18 protein-coding genes and 1 riboswitch are annotated in these 17,522 nt (G+C 42.2%); of the genes, 13 read left to right on the top strand and 5 right to left on the bottom strand.

Features of this window, described 5'->3' with window-relative positions; all coding sequences use genetic code 11:
* Positions 1–41: 41 nt before the first annotated feature.
* Positions 42–656: a signal peptidase I gene (lepB, locus tag CBI42_RS09290; RefSeq protein WP_004245100.1), complete on the bottom strand. Its 615-nt coding sequence runs from the start codon at positions 654–656 to the stop codon at positions 42–44.
* Between the two features lie 3 nt (positions 657–659).
* Positions 660–1,541: a ribonuclease HIII gene (gene rnhC / locus CBI42_RS09285; protein WP_094753845.1), complete on the bottom strand. Its 882-nt coding sequence runs from the start codon at positions 1,539–1,541 to the stop codon at positions 660–662.
* Positions 1,542–1,627: 86 nt separating this feature from the next.
* Between rnhC and zapA the strand changes: the two genes are divergently transcribed.
* The 7 genes from zapA to CBI42_RS09245 all read left to right on the top strand — a co-directional run bounded on the left by zapA (position 1,628) and on the right by CBI42_RS09245 (position 9,475).
* Positions 1,628–1,930 (top strand): cell division protein ZapA, encoded by a 303-nt coding sequence (gene zapA / locus CBI42_RS09280; protein WP_020901580.1) that lies wholly within the window; start codon positions 1,628–1,630, stop codon positions 1,928–1,930.
* On the top strand, positions 1,927–2,475 hold the full coding sequence (locus CBI42_RS09275) for a CvpA family protein (protein ID WP_004256956.1): 549 nt from the start codon (positions 1,927–1,929) through the stop codon (positions 2,473–2,475). Before zapA ends, CBI42_RS09275 begins: the two co-directional genes overlap by 4 nt.
* Positions 2,476–2,691: 216 nt before the next feature.
* Complete coding sequence (locus CBI42_RS09265) at positions 2,692–5,028, top strand: endonuclease MutS2 (RefSeq protein WP_094753844.1); 2,337 nt, start codon at positions 2,692–2,694, stop codon at positions 5,026–5,028.
* Positions 5,029–5,106: 78 nt separating this feature from the next.
* Positions 5,107–6,162, top strand: coding sequence for a DUF6287 domain-containing protein (locus CBI42_RS09260; RefSeq protein WP_094753843.1), 1,056 nt, complete (start codon positions 5,107–5,109; stop codon positions 6,160–6,162).
* 122 nt (positions 6,163–6,284) lie between these two features.
* Positions 6,285–6,373: riboswitch (glycine riboswitch) on the top strand.
* Positions 6,374–6,463: 90 nt separating this feature from the next.
* A complete protein-coding gene (locus tag CBI42_RS09255; RefSeq protein WP_094753842.1) occupies positions 6,464–7,786 on the top strand; it encodes an alanine/glycine:cation symporter family protein in 1,323 nt (440 codons plus the stop codon).
* A 131-nt stretch (positions 7,787–7,917) separates the two neighbouring features.
* Positions 7,918–8,466, top strand: coding sequence for a carboxymuconolactone decarboxylase family protein (locus CBI42_RS09250; RefSeq protein ID WP_000206774.1), 549 nt, complete (start codon positions 7,918–7,920; stop codon positions 8,464–8,466).
* Positions 8,467–8,575: 109 nt separating this feature from the next.
* Positions 8,576–9,475, top strand: coding sequence for a TDT family transporter (locus CBI42_RS09245; RefSeq protein WP_094753841.1), 900 nt, complete (start codon positions 8,576–8,578; stop codon positions 9,473–9,475).
* Between the two features lie 24 nt (positions 9,476–9,499).
* Here the strand turns inward: CBI42_RS09245 and serS are convergent, their stop codons facing one another.
* The 3 genes from serS to CBI42_RS09230 all read right to left on the bottom strand — a co-directional run bounded on the left by serS (position 9,500) and on the right by CBI42_RS09230 (position 12,726).
* Positions 9,500–10,774, bottom strand: coding sequence for a serine--tRNA ligase (serS, locus tag CBI42_RS09240; RefSeq protein WP_094753840.1), 1,275 nt, complete (start codon positions 10,772–10,774; stop codon positions 9,500–9,502).
* A 213-nt stretch (positions 10,775–10,987) separates the two neighbouring features.
* Positions 10,988–11,359 (bottom strand): DUF956 family protein, encoded by a 372-nt coding sequence (locus tag CBI42_RS09235; protein ID WP_000079350.1) that lies wholly within the window; start codon positions 11,357–11,359, stop codon positions 10,988–10,990.
* Positions 11,360–11,361: 2 nt separating this feature from the next.
* Positions 11,362–12,726 (bottom strand): aspartate kinase, encoded by a 1,365-nt coding sequence (locus tag CBI42_RS09230; protein ID WP_094753839.1) that lies wholly within the window; start codon positions 12,724–12,726, stop codon positions 11,362–11,364.
* Positions 12,727–12,939: 213 nt separating this feature from the next.
* Between CBI42_RS09230 and CBI42_RS09225 the strand changes: the two genes are divergently transcribed.
* The 6 genes from CBI42_RS09225 (at position 12,940) to fabD (ending at position 17,518) form a co-directional block, all read left to right on the top strand.
* The gene (locus CBI42_RS09225) at positions 12,940–13,725 is read left to right on the top strand and encodes an enoyl-CoA hydratase (protein ID WP_094753838.1); all 786 of its coding nucleotides are present in this window, start codon (positions 12,940–12,942) and stop codon (positions 13,723–13,725) included.
* Between the two features lie 93 nt (positions 13,726–13,818).
* Positions 13,819–14,253, top strand: coding sequence for a fatty acid biosynthesis transcriptional regulator FabT (gene fabT / locus CBI42_RS09220; protein WP_000386355.1), 435 nt, complete (start codon positions 13,819–13,821; stop codon positions 14,251–14,253).
* Entirely contained in the window at positions 14,253–15,227 is a 975-nt protein-coding gene (locus tag CBI42_RS09215) for a beta-ketoacyl-ACP synthase III (RefSeq protein ID WP_094753837.1), read from the top strand. Before fabT ends, CBI42_RS09215 begins: the two co-directional genes overlap by 1 nt.
* A gap of 59 nt (positions 15,228–15,286) precedes the next feature.
* Positions 15,287–15,511, top strand: a complete 225-nt coding sequence (locus tag CBI42_RS09210; RefSeq protein ID WP_000257838.1) for an acyl carrier protein — start codon at positions 15,287–15,289, stop codon at positions 15,509–15,511.
* 116 nt (positions 15,512–15,627) lie between these two features.
* The gene (gene fabK / locus CBI42_RS09205; RefSeq protein ID WP_049500269.1) at positions 15,628–16,602 is read left to right on the top strand and encodes an enoyl-[acyl-carrier-protein] reductase FabK; all 975 of its coding nucleotides are present in this window, start codon (positions 15,628–15,630) and stop codon (positions 16,600–16,602) included.
* A complete protein-coding gene (gene fabD, locus CBI42_RS09200) occupies positions 16,595–17,518 on the top strand; it encodes an ACP S-malonyltransferase (protein ID WP_094753836.1) in 924 nt (307 codons plus the stop codon). Before fabK ends, fabD begins: the two co-directional genes overlap by 8 nt.
* Positions 17,519–17,522: the final 4 nt, after the last annotated feature.

Raw genomic sequence — 17,522 nt, 5'->3', positions numbered from 1 at the left:
AGAAGAGGCTGAGATTGTTGATTCTCGGCCTCTTAAGTCTCTTAAAATGTTCCGATACGGGTGATTGGCCAGAAGCGGAATTTAGCTTCCCCTGTGATATCTTTTGCTTTGAAGGTACCTACGTGGCGGCTGTCGCTCGAAACCAAGCGGTCGTCTCCGAGGAGAAGGTATTCTCCTTCTGGGACAGTAAAGCTAAAGTTGGTGTTGTAATTGACATCAACTGTGAAGGCTTGAGCTTTTTCAGCAATACTCCTAAAGAAGGTTCCTTTATTTCCTTCAAAGCCCTTGCCTGAGTAGGTGCTTTGGAGTTTGTCATCCTTGAAGCGTTTGATGTAGTCAGCTAGGTAAGGTTCATCTGTCTCTTTGTCATTGATGTAAAGTTTATCATTTTCGTAACGGATGGTATCGCCAGGCATTCCGATAACACGTTTGACAATGTCCTTATTACCATCTTCTTCATGGGCAACCACGATATCAAAACGGTCAATAGGGAGGTGTTTGACAACAAAGAGGATTTCTCCATCCGCTAGAGTTGGATCCATGGAATGCCCTTCTACGCGAACATTGCTCCAAAAAAAGATACGACTTAAAGCTAGTAATGACAGAATTAGGAGGAACAATCCCCACTCTTTTAAGAAATTTTTAAACGAATTCATAACTTACCTTTCTAAGCGTTTTTTCGCTTTTTCAGTATTTTTAAAGTGCAGTTTGGCACAGAAGTTAAGTCCCTGCATTCCATAGGCTTGCAAAATCTGGCTAGCAACCTTATCAGAAGCCGTTCCAGCTCCACTTGGAAGTTGATAGCCCAGCTCTCGTCCCAGATTTTCAAGATTTTCCAGAAAGAGATCACGCGCAATGATAGAAGAAACTGCTACAGCCAAGTATTTGCCCTCAGCCTTTTCTTCTAAGCTGATAGGATTGCTGAAACGATTGGCCTCTTGTGCCAAGTACTTGTCGTAATTTTTAGCACTGGTAAAGGCATCAATCACAATTTTCTCAGGCTGAACACCTTTCTGAAGGAGGAGATAGATAGCCTGATTATGGAGGGCAACCTTAACCGAAACAGCATTGTAGCGGTCTCCGATGACCTCGTTGTACTTGCTTGGTGAGAGAAGGAGTGCCTGGTGCTGGATTTTTTCTTTGAGGATAGGGGCAATCTGCCGAATTTTTTGGTCTGTCAAAGTCTTGGAATCTCCCACACCGAGTTTTCGCAAGAAGGCATGCTGGTCAGGTGTGACAAAGGAAGCCACAACTGCAAGCCCACCAAAGTAGGAACCATTTCCAACCTCATCTGTCCCAATTAAAGGGAAATTTTGTCCCCTGTTTTCCTCTACAACTTGATAGCCAAAGAAACTAGCATATTTCTCAGCTCCTTCCCCTTGAAGCAAGACCTTTCCAGAAGTATAGATAGAAACCGTTGCTTGAGGTAGTTTCAAAAAGTAGCGGATATAGGGATTCTTGTTGGGAGCCAGACTGGTTTGATAGTGTTCAAGAAAAGCCTGAATCTCCTTTTCACTTGGTGTGAGTGTTATACTTGCCATAGTTTCTATTGTACCATAAAAGCAGGTAAATTTGTAAAAACTGACAAAATTAGCGAATTTTGGTATAATATCGTGAGGTGAATTTTATGGCAAATCTAAATCGATTCAAATTTACATTCGGGAAAAAATCATTAACCTTGACAAGCGAGCATGATAATCTCTTTATGGAGGAAATCGCTAAGGTTGCGACAGAAAAATACCAAGCAATTAAAGAACAAATGCCTAGTGCAGACGATGAAACAATCGCTCTTTTGTTGGCAGTCAACTGTTTGTCAACTCAGCTCAGCCGTGAGATTGAATTTGATGATAAGGAGCAAGAATTAAAAGAACTCCGTCACAAGCTTGTGACTTGTAAGCAAGAACAGAGCAAGATTGAGGATTCCTTATGATTTCACTCCTTCTTCTATTGGTCTTGGCTTGGGGATTTTATATCGGTTATCGGAGAGGGCTGCTCTTACAGGTCTATTACCTGATTTCAGCCATGGCATCTGCTTTTGTGGCTGGCCAGTTTTATAAGGGGCTTGGAGAACAATTTCATTTGTTGGTCCCTTATGCAAATCCGCAGGAAGGTCAGGGAACTTTCTTTTTCCCATCGGATCAACTCTTTCAATTGGATAAGGTCTTTTATGCAGGTATCGGCTACTTGCTTGTATTTGGGATTGTCTATAGCATCGGTCGTTTGCTTGGTCTCCTCTTGCACTTGATTCCTAGTAAAAAACTGGGTGGCAAGTTGTTCCAAGTTTCAGCAGGTATCTTGTCCATGTTGGTGACCTTATTTGTCTTGCAAATGACCTTGACCATCTTGGCGACCATTCCCATGGCAGCTATACAAAATCCTCTTGAAAAGAGTATCGTCGCAAAACACATCATCCAGAGCATACCAGTAACAACCAGTTGGCTCAAACAAATCTGGGTGACAAATTTAATCGGATAAAAAGGGCAGGAGTTTTCCTAGCCCTTTGTTTACAGATTGACTAGAATCTATCAGAATGTAAAAAGCTAATACTCTTCGAAAATCTCTTCAAACCACGTCAGCTTCCATCTGCAACCTCAAAACACTGTTTTAGCAACCTGCGGCTAGCTTACTAGTTTGCTCTTTGATTTTTATTGAGTATCATACACCTAGACATTCAAAGACAAGGAAATAAAGATGAATAAGAAAATATTAGAAACATTAGAGTTCAATAAGGTCAAGGCTTTGTTTGAACCCCATTTGTTGACCGAGCAGGGTTTGGAGCAATTGAGACAGCTGGCTCCGACTGCCAAAGCGGATAAAATCAAACAGGCTTTTGCTGAGATGAAGGAAATGCAGGCTCTTTTCGTCGAGCAACCGCATTTTACTATTCTTGCAACCAAGGAAATCGCAGGAGTCTGCAAGCGGTTGGAGATGGGAGCGGACCTCAATATCGAGGAGTTCCTACTCTTGAAGCGCGTACTTCTTGCTAGCCGAGAGCTGCAAAGTTTTTACGCCAATCTGGAAAATGTTAGCTTGGAAGAATTAGCCCTTTTGTTTGAGAAATTACATGATTTTCCGCAATTACAAGGAAATCTCCAAGCCTTTAATGATGCAGGTTTCATTGAAAATTTTGCCAGTGAAGAATTGGCGCGAATTCGTCGAAAAATCCATGATAGTGAGAGTCAGGTACGCGATGTTTTACAAGACTTGCTCAAGCAAAAATCACAGATGTTGACAGAAGGGATTGTTACTAGCAGAAATGGCCGTCAGGTTTTACCAGTCAAAAACACCTACCGTAATAAGATTGCAGGTGTTGTTCATGATATTTCTGCTAGTGGAAATACCGTCTACATTGAACCCCGTGAGGTGGTCAAACTGAGCGAAGAAATTGCCAGTTTGCGAGCAGATGAGCGTTATGAAATGCTTCGCATTCTCCAAGAAATCTCGGAGCGTATTCGCCCTCATGCGGCTGAGATTGCCAATGATGCTTGGATTATCGGCCATCTGGACTTGATTCGTGCCAAGGTTCGCTTTATCCAAGAAAGGCAAGCAGTCGTTCCTCAGCTATCAGAAAATCAAGAGATTCAACTGCTCCATGTCTGCCATCCTTTGGTCAAAAATGCCGTCGCAAATGATGTCCATTTTGGCCAAGATTTAACAGCCATTGTCATTACAGGTCCCAATACGGGTGGGAAGACCATCATGCTTAAAACTCTGGGATTGACGCAGGTTATGGCTCAGTCCGGTTTGCCGATTTTAGCAGATAAGGGAAGTCGTGTTGGTATTTTTGAAGAAATTTTTGCTGATATTGGCGATGAGCAGTCTATTGAGCAGAGCTTGTCTACCTTCTCTAGCCACATGACCAATATTGTGGATATTCTTGGCAAGGTTAACCAACATTCACTCTTGCTCTTGGATGAGTTAGGAGCTGGTACTGATCCCCAAGAGGGAGCCGCCCTTGCCATGGCTATTCTGGAAGAACTTCGTCTGCGTCAAGTCAAGACCATGGCTACTACTCACTATCCAGAGCTCAAGGCCTACGGTATTGAGACAGCCTTTGTGCAAAATGCTAGCATGGAGTTTGATACTGCAACTCTACGCCCGACCTATCGCTTTATGCAGGGTGTTCCTGGTCGAAGCAATGCCTTTGAAATTGCTAAACGTCTAGGTCTATCTGAGGTTATCGTAGGGGATGCTAGTCAGCAGGTTGATCAGGACAATGATGTTAACCGGATTATTGAGCAACTGGAAGAGCAGACGCTAGAGAGTCGCAAACGCTTGGACAATATCCGTGAGGTGGAGCAAGAAAATCTCAAGATGAACCGTGCTCTCAAAAAACTCTACAACGAGCTCAATCATGAAAAGGAAACCGAGCTTAACAAGGCGCGTGAACAAGCTGCTGAGATTGTGGACATGGCCCTCAGTGAAAGTGATCATATTCTTAAGAATCTCCATAGTAAATCTCAACTCAAGCCCCATGAAATCATTGAAGCTAAGGCCAAGCTGAAAAAATTGGCTCCTGAAAAAGTAGATTTGTCTAAAAACAAGGTCCTTCAAAAGGCCAAGAAAAAACGAGCTCCAAAGGTGGGAGATGATATCGTGGTGCTCAGTTACGGACAGCGTGGTACCTTGACCAGTCAACTCAAGGACGGCCGCTGGGAGGCCCAAGTTGGCTTGATTAAGATGACCTTAGAAGAGAAAGAGTTTGACCTTGTTCAAGCCCAGCAAGAAAAGCAAGTCAAGAAGAAACAAGTCAATGTTGTGAAACGAACTTCTGGTCGTGGCCCTCAAGCCAGACTGGACCTTCGAGGCAAACGTTATGAAGAGGCCATGAATGAGCTAGATGCCTTTATAGACCAAGCCTTGCTTAACAATATGGCTCAAGTTGATATCATCCATGGTATCGGAACAGGAGTCATCCGTGAAGGAGTTACCAAATACCTACAAAGAAACAAGCATGTCAAGAGTTTCGGCTATGCCCCACAAAATGCTGGAGGTAGTGGTGCGACTATTGTGACATTTAAAGGATAAGAAAAAGCAAATGAACATATAAAAAAGAATCAAAATGAATTAGTTAATTGTTTTCTATCAATCAGAAATGGGAGTAATATGAAAAAGTTTTTATTAGCCACAATGCTTTTACTGACACTGGTTTTAGGAGGATGTCAGTATCTACCTTGGAACAAAAGCGCAGAAACACCATCTGACTCAACATCAGATACATCTGCATCAAGTCCAGAGATAGATTACAGCCAATATAACAAGGTTCTCGATGACTATGAAAAAGTAACCAAAGGTACCTTGCCGACCGGTATTGAGGTCAATCCTCTGGCTAGTCAAGTGAAGTCTTCTCAAGGTTTTTACACAGATGTAGTTTACCACAAGACAGATTTGAATAACGACGGAGAGGATGAACTCTTGCTTGCTCTTGAAATGAAGAGTGGCGAAAAGAGTTTACTTGATATTCGTACTTTGAAAGATGGAAAGGTGATCCGTCTGACCAATCAAGAAAATCGTTTAGACCAGATTGGTGAGAGAATGACAGTCGGTATCCTGCCAGACAATTCTCTGCTCTATCGTGGAGCTGGTACAGCAATGAGTCACATCTATGCCCACTACCAATTTAGTGATAATGGCCAGTCCTTGGTGAAGGCCAAGGAAGCTCAAGAGTTAGCAGATCTTGGTGTCGGTTCGCCCATTTCTCTAGAAACCCTAAGTTGGAAGTCAGTTTCAGATAAACTTCCTGGAGGAAGTAATTCAGACAAGGGGACAGCTGCAACAGCATCTTCAACTAGCAAAACAGCTTCAGGGAAAATGGATATAAACGCCATCAAAAATGGAGATTTTTCTAGTATTGAGGGAAGATGGAGTACAGGAAATGGGGGACAGGATCTAGTTTTTAGTAAAAATGGCTTAATAGAACCAGCAGAATTTTATGTGGATATCAATGATGCTGTTTTTAAAGATGGATATATAATTACAAGTTATAAAGCTCCAACTATTAGGGCGCAACTCGATATGATTCCTGCTGGAGTGGTTATTCCGACAGTTACTGAGCCAAATTTTGTAGAAGATGCATCTGATACTAGTAGAGACCGAATGATTATTCACCAAGCACCCCACGCACATGGGAATGCTCAATCCTTCTTCTACAAAGTCAAATAAGAATTTTTTAAAACACATTGACAAAAGCCAACATTTTTTGTAAAATAAGAATCAATTAAATACCAACACCGAATGAAGTTTAATAGAAGTGGCGAATCGTTTGATTTTCCATGACTGTAAATGGACGGAACTCTGGAGAGACCGTAAAGGCACCGAAGGGGCAAGGCAGGCAACTGCTCAAACTCTCAGGTAAAAGGACAGAGCTAGGATAGACCGCTTTTTAGCATTTATCTAAGCATTCCAGAGTACATGTATCTTGCATGTGCTCTTTCTTTTGGGGTTGAAAAGATAGGAGAAGGAAATGTTAGAATTGCTTAAATCAATTGATGCTTTTGCTTGGGGTCCACCCCTCTTGATTTTATTGGTTGGGACAGGGATTTACCTAACTGCCCGTCTAGGACTTTTGCAGATTTTGCGTCTGCCAAAGGCCTTCCAGCTTATTTTTACTAAGGACAAGGGGCATGGCGATGTATCCAGTTTTGCGGCCTTGTGTACAGCACTCGCAGCGACAGTTGGTACGGGAAATATTATCGGGGTGGCGACGGCTATCAAGGTCGGTGGCCCAGGAGCCCTCTTTTGGATGTGGATGGCTGCTTTCTTTGGAATGGCAACTAAGTATGCGGAAGGATTATTAGCCATTAAATACCGCACCAAGGACGACCATGGTGCAGTAGCGGGAGGTCCGATGCACTATATCCTTCTAGGGATGGGAGAAAAGTGGCGACCACTTGCCATCTTCTTTGCCCTAGCAGGTGTTCTAGTAGCTTTGTTGGGAATAGGAACCTTCACTCAAGTCAACTCGATTACAGAATCTATCCAAAATACAACAACTATTTCGCCAGCCATCACAGCTCTTGTGTTGTCTGTATTTGTAGCAATTGCAGTCTTTGGTGGTCTCAAGTCCATTTCAAAGGTTTCAACTACTGTTGTTCCTTTTATGGCCATCATCTATATTTTGGGAACTCTTACAGTTATTTTCTTTAATATTGGGAAAATCCCTGCCACAATCGCTTTAATCTTGACATCAGCATTTAGTCCTGTTGCTGCGGTGGGTGGTTTTGCTGGGGCTAGCATTCGGATGGCTATTCAAAATGGTGTGGCGCGTGGTGTGTTTTCAAATGAGTCTGGTCTGGGTTCTGCTCCCATTGCAGCAGCTGCAGCTAAGACAAATGAACCGGTAGAGCAAGGCTTGATTTCCATGACAGGAACCTTTATTGACACCCTCATTATCTGTACTCTGACTGGTTTGACCATCTTGGTGACTGGTGTTTGGAGTGGTGATTTGAATGGGGTTGCCTTGACTCAGTCAGCCTTCTCAACAGTCTTTTCACACTTTGGACCTGCCCTTTTGACCATCTTCCTTGTACTCTTTGCCTTTACAACGATTCTAGGTTGGAACTATTACGGAGAACGTTGTTTCGAGTTTCTCTTTGGGGTTCGCTTTATCTGGCTCTACCGTGTGGTCTTTGTATTCATGGTCTTGTTGGGAGGATTTATCGAGTTGGATATGGTTTGGATTATCGCAGATATTGTCAATGCCTTGATGGCTCTGCCGAACTTGATTGCCCTCTTAGTTTTATCGCCAGTCGTTATTGCTGAGACTAAAAAGTATTTTAATAAATAATGAAATCACACATCGCGTGTGATTTTTTGCTTTCATAAAAAATTTCTATCAGTGTAATTTAAAATATATATTATACAAGGTATAGAATCTGTGATAGACTAGGTTTCAACAAAATGAAAAGAGGTTTTATGATGACAACATTTACCATCCATACAGTCGAATCAGCGCCAGCAGAAGTGAAAGAGGTTCTTGAAACAGTACAAAAAGATAACAATGGCTATATTCCCAACCTAATCGGTCTCTTGGCTAATGCACCGACTGCTTTAGAGGCTTATCGTACTGTCGGAGCCATCAATCGTCGCAACAGCTTGACGCCTGTTGAGCGTGAAGTGGTGCAAATCACTGCAGCCGTGACCAATGGTTGTGCCTTCTGCGTCGCAGGCCACACAGCCTTTTCAATCAAACAAATCCAGATGAACGATGACCTTCTTCAAGCCCTTCGCAATCGTACTCCAATTGAAACAGATCCTAAATTAGACACTCTGGCTAAGTTTACTTTGGCAGTTATCAATACCAAGGGTCGTGTTGGAGATGAAGCCTTGGCTGAGTTTCTAGAAGCTGGCTACACCCAACAAAATGCCTTGGATGTGGTTCTTGGTGTCAGCCTAGCAAGCCTCTGTAACTATGCCAATAACCTAGCCAATACACCAATTAACCCAGAATTGCAACCTTATGCCTAATTCATATCTGAGTAAAATGAAGTCTGAAATAATCGGACTTCGTTTTTTTAAGTCCTCATTTAAGCGCTTTTATGCTATACTGAAACTAACATGATTATTGGAGGTTAGGATGAAAAAACTCCCCTTGGTATTTTCTGGTTGTCTGCTAGGTTTGGCAGGAGCTGGAAATCTTATTTTAGATACGTTGCCGGTTCTGTCACATCTTTTTAGTCTGACAGGTTTGGTTTTGTGGATTTACTTTCTGATTTTTCATCTCTTTAATTGGAAAGAAACCAAGCAAGAGTTGACCAAACCTCCTCTTTTGTCAGGAATGGCGACTTTTCCCATGGCTGGGATGATTTTATCGACTTATGTTTTTCGCGTCTTCCCTCATCTTCCTTTGGTAGCGCAAGGAATCTGGTGGTTTTCATTTCTCTTGGATTTGGCCTTGATTGCTGGTTTCACTATAAAGTTTGCTTGTCCGGGTCGGAGGGTTCATGCCACTCCTAGCTGGACGGTTCTCTATGTGGGGATAGCAGTAGCAGCCTTGACCTATCCTCTTGTAGGCATCATAGAAATTGCCTATGCTACCTTGAGTTTTGGTTTTCTCTTGACCTTCTATCTCTACCCGCTTATTTATAGCGATTTAAAGAAACATCCACTCCCACCAGCCTTGCTTGGACAAGAAGGAATCTACTGTGCTCCTTTCTCTCTACTTTTGGCCTCACTGGTTCGAGTTGGAGGTGCCAGCCTACCAACGTGGGTCTTAATCGTTATGATTTTGGCATCTCAATCTTTCTTTTTCTTTGTTTTAACTCGCCTGCCCAATATTTTAAAACAAGGCTTTCAACCAGCCTTCTCAGCCCTCACCTTCCCAACCATTATCACAGCTACTTCACTTAAGATGGCTCAGGGAATCTTGAAACTTCCATTTTTGGATTATTTGGTACTGGCTGAAACCGCTATTTGCTTAATTATTTTGCTCTTTGTATTAGGCGCTTATCTGAATTGGTTACGAAAAAAGGTCTAGCTAGAAATAGCTAAACCTTATTTTTTATGGTTTGATAACTTCAGCTCCACCCATGTATGGACGAAGTGCTTCTGGAATGGTCACAGAACCATCTGCATTTTGATAGTTTTCAAGAATAGCAGCCACTGTACGTCCAACTGCAAGTCCAGAACCGTTCAAGGTATGGAGCAATTTCACCTTGCCATCTGCTTCATCACGGTAACGGATTTGGGCACGACGGGCTTGGAAATCTTCTGTGTTTGAACAGCTTGAGATTTCACGGTAGGTGTTTTGTGCTGGAATCCAAACTTCTAAGTCGTAAGTCTTCGCAGCTGAGAAGCCCATATCTCCTGTAGAGAGAGCAACGACACGGTATGGAAGGTTAAGTTTTTGAAGGATGTTTTCAGCATTGGCTGTCATTTTTTCCAATTCTTCGTAAGATTCTTCTGGTTTGGCAAATTTAACCATTTCAACCTTGTGGAATTGGTGCAAACGAATCAAGCCACGAGTATCACGACCAGCAGAACCAGCCTCAGAACGGAATGAAGGACTCATAGCAGTGAAGTAGATTGGCAGGTCTTTACCATCAAGGATTTCATCACGGTAGTAGTTTGTTAGAGGAACTTCAGCTGTAGGAATGAGGACATAATTGCTGTCGCTCAATTCAAAAGTATCTTCCTTGAATTTTGGATATTGACCAGTACCAAACATAGAATCGTGGTTAACCATGTAAGGTGTGATGACTTCAGTGTAGCCTTCTTTTCCATGTTCATCCAACATAAAGTTGTAAATAGCACGTTCCAAACGAGCGCCGAGACCTTTATAGAAGAGGAAGCGAGCTCCTGTTACCTTACCACCGCGTTCCCAGTCAAGGATGCCAAGGTCTTCACCAAGATCCCAGTGAGCTTTAGGTTCGAAATCAAACTCGCGTGGAGTACCCCAACGGCGAACTTCCACATTGTCATCTTCGTCAACCCCAACAGGAACGCTATCAGCTGGAATATTTGGAAGAGTAGTGGTAAATTCTGTCAATTTAGCATCGATTTCTGCCAATTCAGCATCCAAGGCTTTGACTTCAGCAGATAGAGTTTGCATGGCAGCAATCTTGTCATCTGCATTTTCCTTGTTGCGCTTAGCTTGGGCAATCTCAGCAGAAACTGTGTTACGTTCTGCTTTTAAAGTTTCAACCTTGACCAAGATGTCACGACGTTTAGCATCGATTTCTTTCATCTCATTCAAGATAGCAGCATCTACACCACGTGTAGCCAATTTTTCTGCGACAGCATCAAAGTCTGTACGAATGCGTTTGATATCTAACATAAGAACTCCTTTGTAAAAAAAGCACACCTGACAAAGCGTTGGAGTGGCAGGGCCACGGTTCCATCCAACTTCACAGGTGTGCACTTGATTGTGTATGTAATTGTTACTAACGGTAGAATTTCACCTATCCCTCCTATCTGCTCGCAGCACCCGCAGACTTTCTGAAAGAAGAAGATAACCTACTTATCCGTTGCTATGATTATACTAAAGTTTCTACTTTTTTGCAAATAGATTTTTAAATTTTTGACTAATGGTTTGAATCAGGGTCGGAAGTTTGACGACCTTGTCATTGCCCAGTTTTTCGCGAGCAATTTTAAGAATGGCACCTGAGTCTTTTGAAGCAAAGAGGAATTTTCCTCTGTCTGTAAAGACTTCGAAGTGGCGACTGATTTTTCGCCCAGTGACATTGGCCCCAATCTGGTTGATATGGCTCCAAGGAATCTGGATAAATTGTTCGACATTGACATCTGGGTAAAATTCCAGAGCCTGATCTCCGACAAGAAATTTCCCAACTTTCCCAGCTATAGAGAGGTAGGAGGTACCTGTTGTATTGAGAAGCACTGTTTTGTTAAGAGATTGGGCCATGGTTAGTCTTCCTTACTTTCACCGAAAAAGGCATTGTAGAGGGCTTTGATTGCTGCTTTCTCTTGGTCTTTATTGACAACGAACATAATAGAAACTTCACTAGAACCTTGCGACATCATCTGGATGTTGATCTTGTTTTCAGATAGAGCGCGTGTCGCAGTAGCAGTTACTCCGATATGGCTCTTCATCTTTTCACCAACAATCATAATGATAGAAAGGTCGTGTTCGATTTCTGCATGGTCTACTTCAGCCTTTTGAACCAACTGACGAAGGATTTCTTCTTCCTTGATAGGAGTTAGTTCGCGAGAACGGAGGATGATTGAAAGATCGTCGATACCTGTTGGCATATGTTCCCAACCGATGTTAAGATCTTCAAGGATTTGCAGAACCTTGCGTCCAAATCCCACCTCACGGTTCATGAGGTATTTAGACATGTTGATGCTGACAAAGCCAGAATCACCAGCAATTCCCACAACTGGGAATTCATCACTACTGTGTTTTAAAACAATACGAGTACCTGGATGGTCAGGATTGTTGGTATTCTTGATAACTAGAGGAATTTTTCCACGGTAGGCAGGTAGAAGAGCTTCATCATGAAGGACTGAGAATCCTGCATAGGCCAACTCACGCATTTCACGGTAGGTCAACTCAGGAATCGAGTGTGGTTGGTGGATAATACCAGGGTGGGCTGCAAAGATACCATCAACGTCTGTAAAGTTTTCATAGAGGTCGGCCTTAACACCTGCAGCAATGATAGAACCTGTAATATCAGAGCCTCCACGTGAGAAGGTACAGATTTGATTTTCCTTGGTAACCCCAAAGAAACCAGGAATGACAAGGACTTCATTTGCGTTTGTTAATTCTTCAATCTTGTCATAACTTGATGGAATGATGCGAGCATGGCCAGGCTCACTTGTGACCACAATACCAGCTTCTCTAGGATGCACATAGCGTGCATCAATCCCATTTTGGTTAAAATAGGCAGCAATCAATTTAGCATTGTTATTTTCACCAGCTGCTAGGAAAGTATCGTAGAGAAATTCATTTTCATCAATAGGAAGAGTGGCCAAGGCGCGAATGCTTTTAGAGATTTTTTCTAAAACAGCAGGTTTTAGTCCTAGTTCACTAACCATAGCAGCATAGCGTTCAATAATCCAGTTCTGACTTTTGCTAATATCGTTACCAGCAACATAGTCGCGGTAGTATTTAATCAAGGCATCCGTAACCTTAGTATCTTCAGCATTGCGTTTACCGGGCGCAGAAACGACCACAAAACGACGCTCTGAATCACTTTTGACAATGTTTAAAACTTTTTCTAACTGACTAGCAGAGGCAAGAGAACTACCTCCAAATTTAACAACCTTCATAAGGACTCCTAAAGTAAGTATTTTATACGATTATAGCAGAAAGAAAGCCTTTTTTCAAATGAAGAAAATAATCCATTTTACAGGGAAAGATAAGGAATCTAAAATCGGCTGAGACACTTATTACATTCTTATTCTTGCTTTTTTAGAATAAAAAAGATATACTTTGATAATAAAATAACTTAACTTGCTTATAAAAATAAAAAAGGAGTCCAGATGGAACATATTATTTATCAGATTGAAGAGGATTTGGCAATTATTACTTTAAACCGTCCTGATGTCGCTAATGGTTTCCATATTCCTATGTGTGAGGAGATTTTAGAAGCCTTGACTATGGCGGAAGAGGATTCAGCTGTGCATTTTATCTTGATCAATGCGAATGGCAAAGTCTTCTCAGTTGGAGGAGATTTAGTAGAGATGAAGCGGGCAGTGGATGAGGATGATATTCCATCATTGACGAAAATTGCAGAACTAGTCAATGCTATTTCTTATAAAATCAAGCAAATTGCAAAGCCTGTTTTGATGGAGGTTGATGGGGCTGTTGCAGGTGCTGCAGCGAATATGGCTGTTGCCGCAGATTTCTGTTTAGCGACCGATAAGGCTAAATTTATCCAAGCCTTTGTCGGAGTTGGTTTGGCTCCAGATGCAGGAGGGATTCATCTCTTGAGCCGAAGTATTGGTGTGACGCGTGCTACTCAACTAGCCATGACAGGAGAGGCTTTGACAGCAGAAAAAGCTCTGGAGTGGGGTGTGGTTTACCGTATTTCTGAAGCTGATAAGTTAGAAAAAACCAGAGAACAGCTTCTTAAAAAATTGAGACGAGGTTCAGCTAATTCCTATGCTGCCATCAAGAAGTTGGTTTGGGAAAGCCAATTTAAAGATTGGCAAGATTATGCTACTTTAGAACTGAACCTTCAGGAATCACTAGCGAAAACAGAGGATTTCAAAGAGGGAGTTCGGGCTCATTCGGAGAGAAGAAGACCTAAATTTACAGGAAAATAAAAAAATACTTGCACCATTCTTTGAACTTTGATATAATTCTTTTGTCAAATGTTTTGATTCTAAAAGTTTTTTTGAAAAGGAGGGAAGGAAAGATTGGACTACCAACGAATTAATGAATATTTAACGTCTATATTTAACAATGTCCTCGTTATTGAGGAAGTTAGCTTGAGGGGTAGTCGTTTCAAGGATATCTCCATCAAAGAAATGCATACGATTGATGTGATTGGAAAAGTTCCAGATGTGACACCAAGTCAAGTGTCAAAAGAGTTGATGGTGACTCTTGGGACAGTTACGACTAGTTTGAATAATCTCGAACGCAAGGGTTACATTGAACGCATTCGTTCAGAACATGATCGACGTGTGGTACATCTGCATTTGACAAAGAAAGGTCGCTTGGTTCATAGGTTACATAAACGCTTCCACAAGGCCATGGTTGAAAAAATCATTGATGGTATGAGTAAGCAAGAAATTGAGGTTATGAGCAAAGGTTTGACTAATCTTTATCAATTTTTGGAGGATTTGAGATAATGGCTTTTGCAAAAATAAGCCAGGTTGCTCATTATGTGCCAGAGCAAGTGGTTACAAATCATGATTTGGCTCAGATTATGGATACCAATGATGAGTGGATTTCAAGTCGGACGGGAATACGACAAAGGCATATTTCAAGAACAGAATCTACTAGTGATTTGGCCACAGAAGTTGCCAAGAAACTGATGGCAAAAGCTGGAATCACAGGAGGGGAGTTGGATTTTATAATCCTAGCTACCATTACTCCAGATTCGATGATGCCCTCAACAGCTGCTCGTGTTCAAGCCAATATTGGTGCTAATAAGGCCTTTGCTTTTGACCTGACAGCGGCTTGCAGTGGATTTGTATTTGCTCTTTCAACTGCTGAAAAGTTTATCGCTTCTGGTCGCTTTCAAAAAGGCTTGGTGATTGGTAGTGAAACCCTGTCTAAAGCAGTCGATTGGTCAGACCGATCAACAGCTGTTTTGTTTGGAGATGGTGCTGGTGGAGTCTTGCTAGAAGCTAGCGAGCAAGAGCATTTCTTGGCTGAGAGTCTCAATAGTGATGGGAGTCGTAGCGAGTGTCTAACTTATGGACATTCAGGCTTGCATTCTCCATTTTCAGATCAAGAAAATGCAGATTCATTTTTGAAGATGGATGGGCGCGCAGTCTTTGATTTTGCCATTCGGGATGTAGCCAAGTCTATCAAACAGACTATTGATGAATCTCCTATAGAGGCGACAGACTTGGATTATCTACTACTTCATCAGGCTAATGACCGTATTTTGGATAAAATGGCTAGAAAAATCGGTGTTAACCGAGATAAACTTCCAGCCAATATGATGGAATATGGCAACACCAGTGCAGCCAGTATCCCGATTTTACTTTCAGAGTGTGTAGAACAAGGTCTCATCCCTTTAGATGGTAGCCAGACTGTTCTACTATCAGGCTTCGGTGGAGGTTTGACATGGGGCACGCTCATTCTTACAATTTAGGTAATCATGTGGTGAACACATTGTTATAAAAAAACTATTTATTTTAAAGGAGTCCTATCATGGCAGTATTTGAAAAAGTACAAGAAATTATCGTTGAAGAACTTGGAAAAGACGCATCAGAAGTAACACTTGAATCAACTTTTGATGATTTGGACGCAGATTCATTGGACTTGTTCCAAGTAATCTCAGAAATCGAAGATGCTTTTGATATCCAAATCGAAGCAGAAGATGACCTGAAAACAGTTGGTGACTTGGTTGCCTACGTTGAAGAGCAAACAAAATAAACAGAATATAGATAGAAGGAGTAGGGGAACCCGCTCCCTCTTGTTTAGGCAATAGTTTGATTGTCAAATTATGGTAGTATCGAACTATTACGTAAGCAAGAAACGATGGAGGCACTATGAAAACGCGTATTACAGAATTATTGAACATTGATTATCCTATTTTCCAAGGAGGAATGGCCTGGGTTGCTGATGGTGATTTGGCAGGGGCTGTTTCCAAGGCTGGAGGACTAGGGATTATCGGTGGGGGAAATGCCCCGAAAGAAGTTGTCAAGGCAAATATTGATAAAATCAAATCATTGACTGATAAACCCTTCGGTGTCAACATCATGCTTTTGTCTCCCTTTGTGGAAGATATTGTAGATCTCGTTATCGAGGAGGGTGTTAAGGTAGTGACAACAGGAGCAGGAAATCCAAGCAAATACATGGAACGATTCCATGAAGCTGGTATAACAGTTATTCCAGTTGTACCAAGTGTTGCTCTAGCAAAACGCATGGAAAAAATCGGAGCAGACGCTGTCATTGCAGAAGGAATGGAGGCCGGGGGGCATATCGGTAAATTAACAACCATGACCTTGGTGCGCCAGGTGGCTGCAGCTGTATCTATTCCTGTCATTGCTGCAGGAGGGATTGCAGATGGTGAAGGTGCTGCGGCTGGCTTTATGCTAGGTGCAGAGGCTATTCAGGTTGGAACTCGCTTTGTCGTTGCAAAAGAGTCTAATGCCCATCCAAATTATAAGGCGAAAATTTTAAAAGCTAGAGATATTGATACTACGATTTCAGCTCAACACTTTGGACATGCTGTTCGTGCGATTAAAAATCAGTTGACTCGTGATTTTGAACAAGCTGAAAAAGATGCTTTTAAACAAGAAAATCCAGATTTGGAAATTTTTGAACAAATGGGAGCAGGTGCTCTAGCCAAAGCGGTTGTTCACGGAGATGTGGATGGAGGCTCTGTCATGGCAGGTCAAATTGCAGGGCTTGTTTCCAAAGAAGAAACCGTTGAAGAAATCCTAAAAGATTTGTATTACGGAGCAGCTAAGAAAATTCAAGAAGAAGCCTCTCGTTGGGCAGGAGTTGTAAGAAATGACTAAAACAGCCTTTTTATTTGCTGGCCAAGGTGCCCAGTATCTAGGTATGGGACGGGATCTCTATGATCACTACCCGATTGTCAAAGAAACGATTGATCAAGCGAGTCAGGTACTCGGTTATGATTTGCGTTATCTCATTGATACGGAAGAAGAAAAGCTCAATCAGACCCGCTATACGCAACCAGCTATTTTAGCGACTTCAGTTGCTATTTATCGTTTATTGCAAGAAAAGGGCTATCAGCCTGATATGGTTTCTGGTTTGTCTCTTGGAGAATACTCTGCCTTGGTAGCCAGCGGTGCTTTGAATTTTGAAGAAGCGGTTGCTTTGGTTGCTAAGCGTGGCGCCTATATGGAAGAAGCGGCTCCTGCTGGCTCTGGTAAGATGGTCGCAGTTCTCAATACGCCAGTAGAGGTCATTGAAGAAGTCTGTCAAAAAGCTTCTGAACTTGGAGTGGTTACCCCAGCCAACTATAATACACCTGCACAAATCGTGATTGGTGGAGAAGTGGCTGCAGTTGACCGAGCTGTCGAACTCTTGCAAGAAGCAGGTGCCAAACGCTTGATTCCTCTCAAGGTTTCAGGTCCCTTTCATACTGCTCTCCTTGAGCCTGCTAGCCAGAAACTAGCTGAAACTCTAGCTCAGGTAAGTTTTTCAGATTTCACTTGTCCCCTAGTCGGCAATACAGAAGCTGCAGTTATGAAAAAAGAAGACATTGCTCAACTTTTGACGCGTCAGGTCAAGGAGCCAGTTCGTTTCTATGAAAGTATTGCAGTTATGCAAGAAGCAGGTGTAACCAACTTTATCGAGATTGGTCCGGGGAAAGTCTTGTCAGGCTTTGTGAAAAAAATTGATAAGACAGCTAAACTAGCCAATGTTGAAGATCGGGCTAGTTTGGAAACTTTGCTAGAAAACAAGTAATCCC

The organism is Streptococcus sp. KR, from assembly GCF_002238115.1.
In the GTDB taxonomy this organism is placed as follows: domain Bacteria; phylum Bacillota; class Bacilli; order Lactobacillales; family Streptococcaceae; genus Streptococcus.
The sequence above is the reverse complement of the archived record's forward strand: the minus strand, read 5'-3'. Positions and strand labels throughout refer to the sequence as shown.